The following is a 12,892-nucleotide window of genomic DNA, read 5'->3' on the forward strand; positions in this document are numbered from 1 at the left end:
CTCCCACTGTTCTGGATGGAGTTTACCGCTTGTTTTATTCTTCTACGGCGCGCTGCGACTGGATCTCGTACAGGATGATGCCAGCTGCCACCGAAACATTATAGCTGTCCACGCCGGTGCCGGGTGCAGCCATATCCAGCCGCACCACGCCATCACACAGCTTCTTGACCAGCTGGGATACGCCGCTGCCCTCGCTGCCCAGTACCAGCGCGATGGGGCCGGTCAGATTATTTTTGCGCAGGGACACACCATCCATGTCGGCGCAATAGACGAACACGCCCTGCTCCTTCAGACGGCGGATGGTCTCGCCGATGTTGGCCACCCGCGCCACCGGCAGACGCTCGGCAGCGCCTGCGCTGGACTTGATGACGGTGGGGGTGACGGACGCGCCGCCCCGCTTGGGGATGACGATGCCGTGAGCGCCGCACAGCAATGCACTGCGCATGACTGCGCCCAGATTGTGGGGATCCTCAATGCCGTCGCTCAGCACCAGAAAGGGCGGTTCGCCCTTGGCCTTGGCTGCTGCCAGCAGATCCTCCACGGTCGCGTACTCGATCTCGCTGGCAAAGGCTGCTACGCCCTGATGGCTCTCGGTGCCGGTCATCAGGCGCAGCTTGTTGGGGTGCACCCGCTTGACCGTTGCGCCGGCTTCCTTGGCCAGTGCTGTATAGTATGCCGCCACTGCCGGAGCCATCCCCTCGGCAATGAGCACGGTGTCCACACCGGAGCCGCTCTTCAGCAGCTCGGTCACCGGGTTTTTGCCGTAGATCAGGCTCTCGCTTTTCTGCTGCGGCTGCTCTGCATCGCGGCGCGGACGGCGCGGCTGGTTACGTTCTTCCATCTTTTTATGCTCCTTCCGTTCCGGGTGGGCAGTGCCGCGCCGGAGCGTTTTATTTTGTTTATGATAATCCAAGATAAAGTATACCATATCTCGCCCGGCTTCGCCACAAATTGCCGGGATTTTATTCCCCGACGCCTAAAATTTTTTTCGGCAGAAAGCGTCTTTCCTGCCGGACTGGGCATCTGTAAAAATGTTTTGCACGCTGCCCGGGCGGCACGACACACTTCTGCTGTTTTGCCAAGGCAAAAAGTTTTCCACAAAAAATGTCTATACATTCCGTAAATGCTCCGCAATTTTTCCACAAGTTGAAAACTCCGTGGAAAGTGTGCAAAAGTCCAGCCGCAGCGCCTGTTTTCCGGGTGGAATTAAACAGTTTCCACCGAGTTTTCAACAGCAGCTTCCCCCATATCTTAGCAAAAGTCTTACAATTTGTAAAATTCAAGTCGGAATTATGACAATTTTTTGAACCGGAAATTGTCCGTTTTTGCAATTTCCTCCAACATCATTTTGACGAATGTTAAAATACGTTGAAAACCCACTTCATCCAAGCGCAAGGCAGATGTTGCGGCGTATATGGATTTTTGTCTCTAAACACGATAAGTTTCTGATGCAGCCGCTGGAGCTGCTTTGTGCCGTGCTCGTTCCGCAGCAGCTCTATGCAAGAAAAAGCGCCTGTTCGGATTGATTTTAGGCGCAGTTTGGGGTATACTAACCATGTGGGCTTGTTAAACCATGCACAATGCGGTGTGTGGCAGAGCCGGAACCCCGATAATTTTTGGAGGTAATGAATAATGTTGGTAAATGCAACCGAAATGCTGCTCAAGGCACGCGATGGCCACTACGGTGTGCCGCAGTTCAACATCAATAATCTGGAGTGGACCAAGGCAGTCCTGACCGCCTGCGAGGAAATGAAGAGCCCCGTCATTCTGGGTGTTTCCGAGGGTGCAGGTAAGTACATGACCGGCTTCAAGACTGTTGCCGCTATGGTCAGCGCCATGGTCGATTCCATGGGCATCACCGTTCCCGTCGCTCTGCATCTGGACCACGGCACCTACGAGGGCTGCAAGGCCTGCGTTGAGGCCGGTTTCTCTTCCATCATGTTCGATGGCAGCCACTACTCCATCGAGGAGAACGTGGAAAAGACCAAGGAGCTGGTTGCTCTGGCACACGCTCACGGTATGAGCATCGAGGCCGAGGTCGGCTCCATCGGCGGCGTTGAGGACGGCGTTGTAGGCGCTGGCGAGATCGCTGATCCCGAGGAGTGCGCAAAGATCACCGCTCTGGGCATCGACTTCCTGGCTGCCGGCATCGGCAACATCCACGGCGTCTACCCCGCAAACTGGAAGGGTCTGGACTTCGAGGCTCTGGACCGCATCCACAAGGCCACCAACAACATTCCTCTGGTTCTGCACGGCGGCACCGGCATCCCCGATGAGATGATCGCAAAGGCCATCAGCCTGGGCGTTTCCAAGATCAACATCAACACCGAGTGCCAGCTGGTGTTTGCTGAGGCCACCCGTAAGTACATCGAAGAGGGCAAGGATCAGCAGGGCAAGGGCTTCGACCCCCGCAAGCTGCTGGCTCCCGGCGCAAAGGCCATCGAGGCCAAGTGCAAGGAGAAGATCGAGCTGTTCGGCTGCGCAGGCAAGGGCTAAGCTGAGGCTTGTATCGTAACCGGTACACCACCCAATAAAGTATGCGGCCCCGCCGCACTGTTATGCACAGTGCAGCGGGGCCGCTTTTTATTTTATATGCGAGCACTCAGACGTGGGTCTTTTCCATATCGCCAGAAATGGATTGCATACAGTCCCGCACCCAGAAGCAGGCAAAAGACTGAATAGCTAAGAATCGGAAGCCGCAGCAGTACAATCTTACCCGCGATCTGGGTAAAGAACCAGCCCGTTCCATACAGAATCACGATATAAAGCATCAGCCATGCAGCATATTTCAGCCAATGCTCCCGCGGCGGAAAGCCTACCTGCTCCATCATCCGGCGGAACAGTATGCAAAACGCCGCCACTGCAACAGCAAGCTGCATCAGATACCCTACGGATAGTTCAAAAAACCAATTTCCAATTACCGGATAGAGCAGCAAGCCTTCCACGCCCCACCCCAAAAAGAAATACAGAGGTGCAACATACCAGAAGTAATCCCCGGCTCTCAGTGTTTTCAAGCTGGGCTTGACCTCTTCCACAAAGGTCTTTGCGTCCGAAATCGAATGAAACAGTTCCTGATTTTCCTTGTTGGCTTGGATTGCAATATCAAGCAAATCGCTGCGCACAAGTTCGATACCACAGAAGTCCCAGCTGACCCGGCGAAGATAACGAATCACTTCTTTAAGCTGTGCCCGACTTTCTTCAGTCAGCAGCTTAGTACGCATCCGGTTTGTTTTTCGCAATGCAAAATACTTATTCATCTGGCTCCTCCTTAAAAATTTTTTTCACCAGCTGGCAGAGCTGGCTCCAATCCTGCCGGAACTCAAGAAGCGCCTGCCGCCCTTCTTCCGTTACAATGTAGTATTTTCGGCTCGGCCCCTTGGGAGAAGGTCTGCGTTCTACCGTAACCTTTCCCTGCTGCTCCAAGCGCAATAGCAGCGGATAGAGTGTACTTTCACTCAAGTCAGAAAATCCGACCTGTTTCAGATGCATCACGATCTCATAGCCATAGGTCGGCTCTTGCGCAATCAATTTCAGGACACAATATTCCAGAACACCCTTTAAAAGTTGTGCATTGTTTTCCATAAGTCCTCCTCTCCGCTAGTATGTAATGCGTAGTAGCTTATCTACATTGTATTACATAGTAGTGTTTCTGTCAAGCCCTGACCTATTGGCATTACAACCAAAAATCATGCCATATTTTTATGCAACAAAAAAACCCTGAGACTTTCATCTCAGAGCTTTCTGTTCAAGTCGGCGACTACCTATTTTCACAAGCCGTTTCCAGCTAACTATCTTCGGCACAAGTAAGCTTAACTTCTGTGTTCGGAATGGGAACAGGTGGAACCTTACCGTCATCGACACCGACCGATTTGACTGAATCAGTATAACACATTTCTGCGTATCTGTCCAGTATTTTTAGAAGGACGTGCCTTCAAAACTGAATAATCACTGCTGACATTTTTTCGTTGACTTAAAAGTCTCAAGCGAATTGTGGTCAAGCCCTCGACCTATTAGTACATGCTTGCTGAATGGATCACTCCACTTACACATCATGCCTATCAACCTTGTAGTCTTCAAGGGGTCTTACTTGTTTGAAACAATGGGATATCTTATCTTTGGGTCGGCTTCACGCTTAGATGCTTTCAGCGTTTATCCGATCCGTACATAGTTGCCCAGCTATGCCCTTGGCAGAACAACTGGTGCGCCAGAGGTACGTCCGCTCCGGTCCTCTCGTACTAGGAACAGCTCCCATCAAATATCCTGCGCCCACGACAGATAGGGACCGAACTGTCTCACGACGTTCTGAACCCAGCTCGCGTACCGCTTTAATTGGCGAACAGCCAAACCCTTGGGACCGAATACAGCCCCAGGATGCGATGAGCCGACATCGAGGTGCCAAACCTCCCCGTCGATGTGGACTCTTGGGGGAGATCAGCCTGTTATCCCCAGGGTAACTTTTATCCGTTGAGCGATGGCATTTCCACTCACATACCACCGGATCACTAACTCCAACTTTCGTTACTGCTCGACCCGTCAGTCTCGCAGTTAGGCTCGCTTCTGCGTTTGCACTCTTTTGCTTGATTTCCGTTCAAGCTGAGCGAACCTTTGAACGCCTCCGTTACTCTTTAGGAGGCGACCGCCCCAGTCAAACTGCCCACCTAACAATGTCCCCCGCCTTGATTCAAAGGCGCAGGTTAGAATTCCAATATCGCAAGGATGGTATCCCAACGGCCACTCCACAAATGCCAAAGCACTTGTTTCCCTGTGTCCCATCTATCCTGTGCATGCAACATCGAAACCCAATATTAGGCTACAGTAAAGCTCCATGGGGTCTTTCCGTCTTGTCGCGGGTAACCGGCATCTTCACCGGTACTACAATTTCGCCGGGCGGGCTGTCGAGACAGTGCCCAAATCATTACGCCTTTCATGCGGGTCAGAACTTACCTGACAAGGAATTTCGCTACCTTAGGACCGTTATAGTTACGGCCGCCGTTCACTGGGGCTTCGATTCAATGCTTGCACATCTCCTCTTAACCTTCCAGCACCGGGCAGGCGTCAGCTCGTATACGTCATCTTTCGATTTAGCACAAACCTGTGTTTTTGGTAAACAGTTGCTTGGGCCGATTCTCTGCGGCTCCATCTCTGGAGCACCCCTTCTCCCGAAGTTACGGGGTCAATTTGCCGAGTTCCTTAACAACCCTTCTCCCGTTGGCCTTAGAATCTTCTTCCTACCTACCTGTGTCGGTTTGCGGTACGGGCACCGCAGAAATACACACAGCTTTTCTCGCCATCTTCCATCCCGGACTTCGGTACTAACTTCCCTCGATCGCTACCGGAACCAACACCCGGCTCCGAGACTTCAAATGTGTCCCTGTGTTTAACTCTTTTGGTGGTGACGGAATCTCTACCGTCTGTGCATCGGCTACGCCGTTAGGCCTCACCTTAGCTCCCGACTAACCTGGAGCGGACGAACCTTCCTCCAGAAACCTGAGGCTTTCGGCCATGCAGATTCTCACTGCATTCGCGCTACTCATTCCGGCATTCTCACTTCTATACACTCCACAGCCGCTTGCGCTACTGTTTCACCGCGTATACAACGCTCCCCTACCCAATACATTGCTGTATTGCCTAAGCTTCGGTGTCAGGTTTAGCCCCGTTAAATTCTCCGCGCAAAGACGCTCGACCAGTGAGCTATTACGCACTCTTTGAATGTGTGGCTGCTTCTGAGCCAACATCCTGGTTGTCTACGTATCTTCACATCGTTTTCCACTTAACCTGACTTTGGGACCTTAGCTGTAGATCTGGGCTGTTTCCCTTTTGACAATGACATTTATCTGACACTGTCTGACTCCCAAGCATCAATACTCTGGCATTCTGAGTTTGATAAGCTTCGCTAACCTCTCGGCCGCTAGGCTATTCAGTGCTTTACCTCCAGGTATCTAACTTGAGGCTAGTCCTAAAACTATTTCGGGGAGAACCAGCTATCTCCGGGTTCGATTGGAATTTCTCCGCTACCCACAGTTCATCCGCCGCCTTTTCAACGGAGGTCGGTTCGGTCCTCCATGGAATTTTACTTCCACTTCAACCTGACCATGGGTAGGTCACCCGGTTTCGGGCCCATTGTATGCAACTTAACGCCCTTTTCAAACTCGCTTTCGCTTCGGCTCCAGACCTTAAGTCCTTAACCTTGCTGCATACAATCGCTCGCCGGACCGTTCTACAAAAAGTACCCTATCACACTTTGACGTGCTCTAGGTGCTTGTAGGCACAGGGTTTCAGGTTCTTTTTCACTCCCCTCCCGGGGTGCTTTTCACCTTTCCTTCACAGTACTATACGCTATCGGTCACTGGGTAGTATTTAGGGTTGGAGGGTGGTCCCCCCATATTCCGACCAGGTTTCACGTGTCTGGCCGTACTCTGGATCCTGCGCAGCTCTCTCCGTTTTCACCTACGTGGTTCTCACACTCTCTGACCGGCCTTCCCATGCCGTTCGGTTAACAGATTAAGTCCTAAAAGCAGTCCGTACCCCGGAAGTATTTCTACTCCCGGTTTGCCCTCTTCCGCGTTCGCTCGCCACTACTTACGGAATCTCGTTTGATGTCTCTTCCTCGCCCTACTTAGATGTTTCAGTTCAGGCGGTTCCCTCGATATACCTATTTTTAAGTTCAGTATAACGTACCTGAGTATGAACCCAAGTGAGTTTCCTCATTCAGAAATCTCCGGATCAATGCTTATTTGCAGCTCCCCGAAGCTTATCGCAGCTTATCACGTCTTTCATCGGCTCCCAGTGCCAAGGCATTCGCCCTGCGCCCTTGTTCGCTTGACCTTTCAAACGTTCTTTTGGAACATTTGGTATCCTCTTGATTCTCTCTTGCCAACGAAGATTATTGTTACCCTTCCTTTTGAAATTGTAATATTTCTTAAAAAAGAACTTACTATAATCTTTGTTTCGCAGTTATTATTCAGTTTTCAAGGTACGTCTTTGAGTGTCCTTTTCAGGGCCCTCAAAATCGAACAATATCTACTTAAACTTTAACTTGTCACCTGTTCCAATGACCGACCATCTTAGATGCTCTGTCATTGCCTGACTCCTTAGAAAGGAGGTGATCCAGCCGCAGGTTCTCCTACGGCTACCTTGTTACGACTTCACCCCAATCACCAGTTTTACCTTCGGCGGCGTCCTCCTTGCGGTTAGACTACCGACTTCGGGTCCCCCCGGCTCTCATGGTGTGACGGGCGGTGTGTACAAGGCCCGGGAACGTATTCACCGCAGCATGCTGATCTGCGATTACTAGCAATTCCGACTTCGTGCAGGCGAGTTGCAGCCTGCAGTCCGAACTGGGACGTTGTTTCTGAGTTTTGCTCCACCTCGCGGTCTTGCTTCTCTTTGTTTAACGCCATTGTAGTACGTGTGTAGCCCAAGTCATAAAGGGCATGATGATTTGACGTCATCCCCACCTTCCTCCGTTTTGTCAACGGCAGTCTGGCCAGAGTCCTCTTGCGTAGTAACTGACCATAAGGGTTGCGCTCGTTGCGGGACTTAACCCAACATCTCACGACACGAGCTGACGACAACCATGCACCACCTGTCTCTGCGTCCCGAAGGAAACACATATTTCTATGTGCGTCGCAGGATGTCAAGACTTGGTAAGGTTCTTCGCGTTGCGTCGAATTAAACCACATACTCCACTGCTTGTGCGGGCCCCCGTCAATTCCTTTGAGTTTCAACCTTGCGGTCGTACTCCCCAGGTGGATTACTTATTGTGTTAACTGCGGCACTGAAGGGGTCAATCCTCCAACACCTAGTAATCATCGTTTACAGTGTGGACTACCAGGGTATCTAATCCTGTTTGCTACCCACACTTTCGAGCCTCAGCGTCAGTTGGTGCCCAGTAGGCCGCCTTCGCCACTGGTGTTCCTCCCGATATCTACGCATTCCACCGCTACACCGGGAATTCCGCCTACCTCTGCACTACTCAAGAAAAACAGTTTTGAAAGCAGTTCATGGGTTGAGCCCATGGATTTCACTTCCAACTTGTCTTCCCGCCTGCGCTCCCTTTACACCCAGTAATTCCGGACAACGCTTGTGACCTACGTTTTACCGCGGCTGCTGGCACGTAGTTAGCCGTCACTTCCTTGTTGAGTACCGTCATTATCTTCCTCAACAACAGGAGTTTACAATCCGAAGACCTTCTTCCTCCACGCGGCGTCGCTGCATCAGGGTTTCCCCCATTGTGCAATATTCCCCACTGCTGCCTCCCGTAGGAGTCTGGGCCGTGTCTCAGTCCCAATGTGGCCGTTCAACCTCTCAGTCCGGCTACCGATCGTCGCCTTGGTGGGCCATTACCTCACCAACTAGCTAATCGGACGCGAGGCCATCTCAAAGCGGATTGCTCCTTTTCCCTCTGCTCGATGCCGAGCCGTGGGCTTATGCGGTATTAGCAGTCGTTTCCAACTGTTGTCCCCCTCTTTGAGGCAGGTTCCTCACGCGTTACTCACCCGTTCGCCACTCGCTCAAGAAAGCAAGCTCTCTCTCGCTCGTTCGACTTGCATGTGTTAGGCGCGCCGCCAGCGTTCGTCCTGAGCCAGGATCAAACTCTTTATAAATGATATTTATCACTTAAAAGTGTTAAATCTTGTTTCGCTCAGCACGCAATCGCTTGCGTCCTGTGTGAATTACCTTTGTTTGGAATTGTTTACCGTGTTTTTCCAACACGAATATAGGTTCCGTTACAAGTTCTTTCGATATTGTTCAATTTTCAAGGTCCTGTGCGCCGCAGCCTTGCGGCTGACGACTTGATTATTTTACCACAGAAGCGGTTTTTTGTCAAGCACTTTTTTGAGAAGCTTTTGAAGTTTTCCGAACTTAAATCGCTCAGCAGTTTCTCGGTGCTAACCGGAACATTCGAACGTTCATTGGTTCTTTTCAAGGGCTTCCTGCTGGGACTTCAGAAGTCATTCTTTTGTCTCAGCGCTTGGCGCTCACATATAATATCATACCGCAACTACTTTTGCAAGCCTTTTTTACATTTTTTTCGCCTTTTTTTGCGCTTTGTATACATCATCCAGTTTTTTGTTCAGTTTCAGGGGATGTTTTGACCTTTCTTCCACCATTTCTGCGCAAAAACAGCCGCCGCACAAAAAGTGCAGCGGCTGTTGCCTTGGGATTCAGTTCTTTTCTTCCTGCTTCATCTCCCGCAGGGTCAGCCAGACTGCTGCTGCCAGCATCGGCAGCGCAGCGATCAGTCCAATGGGCATGGGGCCCAGTACATTATAATAAGCGTCTGCCGGGGTGACCAGCACCTGCGGCAATGCTGCAATGGCATTGAACGCACCGTGTGCGATGGCCGGCACCCAGATGCAGCCGGTCTTTTCGTAGAGCCAGTCCAGCAGAGTGTTGAGGGCAAAGCAGACCACGCACCATACCACCAGCCCCAGCAGGGGTGCGCCCAGATAGTTGGTACCGTACTCGTAGCCTACCAGCAGCATCAGCGGCCAGTGCCAGACACCCCATACAACACCGCCCAGCAGACGGCCGTTCAGTAGACCAAACCGCTCTTTCAGGCGGGGCATCATGTAGCCGCGCCAGCCGACCTCCTCGCCCAGCGCGGGGAACATATTGATAGCCGGGGCAAGGAGCACCGCAAACAGACCGTTTTGCAGCAGATAGCTGAGGGTGGAAACGCCCAGCTGGCTGCGCAGGGTCTGCGCGTCCATCTCGCCGCCGTAGGCGGCTACCAGCCAGCTGCCGGAAAAGTCCAGCCGGGAGGGGAATACGGCAAAATACAGCACCGCACCCAGCAGGGTGAGCACCGCCGGGCCGAACCATGCCGCCAGCCAGAACCGCCGCTTGCCCTGCACCTTCCAGCCGATGCCGGTGGGCTGGCGCAGAAATGCCTTTTGCACCAGCAGTACAGCCAGCAGCGGGCAGAACATGGTAACGATGAGCGCCAGCTGATACAGCACCGCATTATTCTGCTGCAATAGTGCCATGCAGCCGCCGACCTGACACAGCCATGCCATGCCGAAGGCAAGCAGGAAGTACAGGCCGAAGCCCTGTTTTTCTTTTACTGTCATACAAACTTCACCGCCGTTCCGTAAGCTATGACCTCTGCCGCGCCCTGCATGACGCTGGCAGAGGCGTACCGCATGCCCACAATGGCATCTGCGCCAAGGCTTTCAGCGTCCTTGACCATGCGTCCGGTGGCGATCTGCCGGGCTTCGGTGAGCATATCGGCGTAGTCGGTCACCTCCCCGCCCACAAGGGTGCGGAAACCGGCCATCATATCGTGGCCAAGGTTGCGGCTCTGCACCGTGCTGCCCCGCACCACGCCCAGCGCTTCCAGTTTTTTGCCCGGAATCTCGTTAATAGTTACGATAAGCATCTTCTTCTCCCTTTCCGATCTCTTCGATCCGATCCAGCAGCACCTTCAGGGTGCCTACGATGCAGCCCGCCGGGATGCCGAACATCACCACCAGCAGCGGTAGCGGCGGGGCATCCTGCGGGTCGGTGTAGATTGCCCAGCCCATGATCGCCATTACAAAAGCCATCATGGTCATAAAAAGGGCGGCACCGATGCAGGCACCCCGGATGCGGCGGGTCTTTTGGTCAGTCCGTTCAATGTTCACAAAAGTCACTCCCTGTTCTTCCCGTGCGGTCAGACGCGCCAGCGTCTGCTCCACATCCAGTTGTTCCAGAGGGCCGTTCTCCTGTTGGAGCAGCGTGCAGAAACCGATTGCTTCTTCCAAGTCGGCGCGGCGGCTGCGCAGACGTTCCAGCTGCCGGCTCATGCCCTCGGCCAGCGTGCGCTGCCCTTCCAGCATCTCCCGGATCTCTGCCAGCGGCACGTCCAGCTTACGCAGCAGCTTGATGCGGCGCAGGCGCTCCACATCCGCCTGCGAGTAGCTGCGGTAGCCGTTGCCCGGCTCCCGGCTGGGACTGATGAGCCCCTCCTCCTCGTAAAAGCGGATGTTCTTTTTGGTCACGCCGACGGCGGCTTCCACTTCGTTGATCTTCATGGGTCACGACCCCCTCCTTACGGGAGTATTCTACACCTTCCACAAAGGGGAAGGTCAAGCCTTTTTGCAAAAAAGAGCCGCCGCACAACCTTGTACAGCAGTTCCTTCCTTTAAAAATAGCACTTGATCTGGAAACGGTCGGCGTTGTCCTGCTTTTTCTCTACCACGATATGCTCGTGGTTGAAGTCGAAGTGCACCGGGGTGCACAGGTCGGTATTGCGGGTCAGGCGCAGCAGTTCCTGCACGCGCTTCTTTTCCTCCGGCACATAGAACAGGTAGCTCACGCCCTCTTTTTTGGCGCGGCCGGTGCGGCCGATGCGGTGGGTGTAGTGCTCGTTCTCGCTGGGCACATCATAGTTGATGACAGCATCCACATCCGAGACGTCAATGCCGCGGGCGGCAACGTCCGTAGCCACCAGAATGGCCAGCTTGCCGTCCCGGAAAGCCTGCATGATCTGGTTGCGCTCCTTCTGGGAGAGGTCGCCGTGCAGGCAGTCCACCGAGAAGCCCAGCCGTGCCAGCTGGTTTGCCAGTGTGGCGGTGTTGAACTTGGTATCGCAGAACACCATCACCCGCTTGTAGCCCTCGCCGATGATGATCTGTGCCAGATCCGACAGCTTGTTACGGCCGGAGGTCTCCAGCATATACTGGGTGATCTTGGGCTGGCTTTCCTCCCGGGGCTGCACGGTGATCTCCTCGGCGTTGTGCTGGTACAGCCAGCCGATATCCATCACCTCGCGGCTGATAGTGGCGGAGAACATGGACAGCGCCTTGCGCGCCTTCATCATCTCGATGATGTGGCGCACATCCTTATAAAAGCCCATATTCAACATTTCATCGGCTTCGTCCAGCACGATCTGGGTCACATGGGAGATATCAATACTGTGGTGCTTGTAGTGATCCATCAGCCGTCCCGGGGTGGCTACCACGATCTGGCAGCCCTCGGCCAGACGCTTTGCCTGCTTTTCCATATTGGCACCGCCGTATACGCACGCCACCTGCACCTCTGGCATAAAGTAGGTGAGGTTGGTCAGCTCCTCCGCGATCTGCTGGGCAAGCTCCCGGGTGGGTGCCATGATAACGGCCTGCGGGTATTTGTTTTCCGGCTGGATATGCTCCACCACCGGGATACCGAAGGCACAGGTCTTGCCGGTGCCGGTGGGTGCCTTGGCAATAACATCATGCCCGGCCAGCATGAGGGGGATGGTCTTTTCCTGAATCTCGGTCATTTCGGCAAAGCCCATGCGTTCCACGGCCTTGTGGATGGCTTCGCTGCACTGCAACTCGCTGTAAAGCATTTGGACAACTCCGTTCTTTGTGGCGTTTTTTCTCGTTGCAACAAGTATAGCATGAAATGCCGCGCTTGTCAGCAGAGAAACAAAAAGAACCGCACCCGGGGTCACGGGTACGGTTCTCAGTGTGCAGGATCAGGCGGTCTCTTCCACGCTCTTCTTGCCGGCCTCCAGCTTCTGCTTGAAGCGACCGCTGGCCTTGAAGCCGGGGATGGAGGTGGACTCCAGCTGGCTGGAGACCTTGGTCTTGGGGTTGGTGTAAGCCTTCGGCTTGCGGGGACGCATCTCAAAGCGGCCAAAGCCGGCGATGGTCACCTTTTCGTCAGCGCGCAGGCAGTCCGCGATCTGGTCAAACATTGCATCCATCGTGGTCTCGACCTGAGCTTCGGTAAAGCCGGTCTTGCGTGCCACGGTTTCGATCATCTGGGAACGGGTCATGTATCGATATCCTCCTGGAATGTCCAAAAGTAACGTCTTTTGGCAAATTTTGCGTTGTTGAGTATAACATATTTCTCGTACTGTTTTCGATGGATTGCGCACGAAATGTACCTTATTGCACACGAACTATATTTAGTTCCGTGC

At 53.4% G+C, this 12,892-nt stretch carries 9 protein-coding genes and 3 rRNA genes; 1 reads left to right on the top strand and 11 read right to left on the bottom strand.

Annotated features, from left to right (window positions below; translation table 11 throughout):
• Positions 1 to 34: 34 nt before the first annotated feature.
• Complete coding sequence (rlmB, locus tag MTP36_RS12520) at positions 35 to 928, bottom strand: 23S rRNA (guanosine(2251)-2'-O)-methyltransferase RlmB (RefSeq protein WP_442900208.1); 894 nt, start codon at positions 926 to 928, stop codon at positions 35 to 37.
• Between the two features lie 704 nt (positions 929 to 1,632).
• Between rlmB and fba the strand changes: the two genes are divergently transcribed.
• On the top strand, positions 1,633 to 2,496 hold the full coding sequence (fba, locus tag MTP36_RS12525) for a class II fructose-1,6-bisphosphate aldolase (protein ID WP_005920439.1): 864 nt from the start codon (positions 1,633 to 1,635) through the stop codon (positions 2,494 to 2,496).
• A 92-nt stretch (positions 2,497 to 2,588) separates the two neighbouring features.
• Here the strand turns inward: fba and MTP36_RS12530 are convergent, their stop codons facing one another.
• The 10 genes from MTP36_RS12530 to MTP36_RS12575 form a co-directional block, all read right to left on the bottom strand.
• Positions 2,589 to 3,257, bottom strand: coding sequence for a hypothetical protein (locus tag MTP36_RS12530; protein WP_249251160.1), 669 nt, complete (start codon positions 3,255 to 3,257; stop codon positions 2,589 to 2,591).
• Positions 3,250 to 3,582, bottom strand: coding sequence for a PadR family transcriptional regulator (locus MTP36_RS12535; RefSeq protein ID WP_005925528.1), 333 nt, complete (start codon positions 3,580 to 3,582; stop codon positions 3,250 to 3,252). The genes MTP36_RS12530 and MTP36_RS12535 overlap by 8 nt, the downstream gene beginning before the upstream one ends.
• A gap of 166 nt (positions 3,583 to 3,748) precedes the next feature.
• Positions 3,749 to 3,865 (bottom strand): 5S ribosomal RNA (gene rrf / locus MTP36_RS12540).
• 125 nt (positions 3,866 to 3,990) lie between these two features.
• Positions 3,991 to 6,825 (bottom strand): 23S ribosomal RNA (locus MTP36_RS12545).
• A 270-nt stretch (positions 6,826 to 7,095) separates the two neighbouring features.
• Positions 7,096 to 8,606, bottom strand: a 16S ribosomal RNA gene (locus MTP36_RS12550).
• The 16S, 23S and 5S rRNA genes sit together here, the layout of an rRNA operon.
• 561 nt (positions 8,607 to 9,167) lie before the next feature.
• Positions 9,168 to 10,076, bottom strand: a complete 909-nt coding sequence (locus MTP36_RS12555) for a CPBP family intramembrane glutamic endopeptidase (protein ID WP_249251161.1) — start codon at positions 10,074 to 10,076, stop codon at positions 9,168 to 9,170.
• Positions 10,073 to 10,384, bottom strand: coding sequence for a heavy metal-binding domain-containing protein (locus tag MTP36_RS12560; RefSeq protein WP_005920073.1), 312 nt, complete (start codon positions 10,382 to 10,384; stop codon positions 10,073 to 10,075). The genes MTP36_RS12555 and MTP36_RS12560 overlap by 4 nt, the downstream gene beginning before the upstream one ends.
• Positions 10,365 to 11,018 (bottom strand): MerR family transcriptional regulator, encoded by a 654-nt coding sequence (locus tag MTP36_RS12565; RefSeq protein WP_249251162.1) that lies wholly within the window; start codon positions 11,016 to 11,018, stop codon positions 10,365 to 10,367. The genes MTP36_RS12560 and MTP36_RS12565 overlap by 20 nt, the downstream gene beginning before the upstream one ends.
• A gap of 110 nt (positions 11,019 to 11,128) precedes the next feature.
• Complete coding sequence (locus MTP36_RS12570; RefSeq protein ID WP_015537546.1) at positions 11,129 to 12,316, bottom strand: DEAD/DEAH box helicase; 1,188 nt, start codon at positions 12,314 to 12,316, stop codon at positions 11,129 to 11,131.
• A gap of 129 nt (positions 12,317 to 12,445) precedes the next feature.
• The gene (locus MTP36_RS12575) at positions 12,446 to 12,748 is read right to left on the bottom strand and encodes an HU family DNA-binding protein (RefSeq protein ID WP_005920451.1); all 303 of its coding nucleotides are present in this window, start codon (positions 12,746 to 12,748) and stop codon (positions 12,446 to 12,448) included.
• Positions 12,749 to 12,892 lie beyond the last annotated feature (144 nt).

This window comes from Faecalibacterium sp. I4-1-79 (assembly GCF_023347235.1).
Lineage (GTDB): Bacteria > Bacillota > Clostridia > Oscillospirales > Ruminococcaceae > Faecalibacterium > Faecalibacterium tardum.

What these genes read in the sequence shown, in the direction of transcription:
- rlmB (WP_442900208.1), bottom strand. Translation starts at nt 928, where the DNA reads ATGGTATACTTTATCTTGGATTATCATAAACAAAATAAAACGCTCCGG.
- fba (WP_005920439.1), top strand. Translation starts at nt 1,633, where the DNA reads ATGTTGGTAAATGCAACCGAAATGCTGCTCAAGGCACGCGATGGCCAC.
- MTP36_RS12530 (WP_249251160.1), bottom strand. Translation starts at nt 3,257, where the DNA reads ATGAATAAGTATTTTGCATTGCGAAAAACAAACCGGATGCGTACTAAG.
- MTP36_RS12535 (WP_005925528.1), bottom strand. Translation starts at nt 3,582, where the DNA reads ATGGAAAACAATGCACAACTTTTAAAGGGTGTTCTGGAATATTGTGTC.
- MTP36_RS12555 (WP_249251161.1), bottom strand. Translation starts at nt 10,076, where the DNA reads ATGACAGTAAAAGAAAAACAGGGCTTCGGCCTGTACTTCCTGCTTGCC.
- MTP36_RS12560 (WP_005920073.1), bottom strand. Translation starts at nt 10,384, where the DNA reads ATGCTTATCGTAACTATTAACGAGATTCCGGGCAAAAAACTGGAAGCG.
- MTP36_RS12565 (WP_249251162.1), bottom strand. Translation starts at nt 11,018, where the DNA reads ATGAAGATCAACGAAGTGGAAGCCGCCGTCGGCGTGACCAAAAAGAAC.
- MTP36_RS12570 (WP_015537546.1), bottom strand. Translation starts at nt 12,316, where the DNA reads ATGCTTTACAGCGAGTTGCAGTGCAGCGAAGCCATCCACAAGGCCGTG.
- MTP36_RS12575 (WP_005920451.1), bottom strand. Translation starts at nt 12,748, where the DNA reads ATGACCCGTTCCCAGATGATCGAAACCGTGGCACGCAAGACCGGCTTT.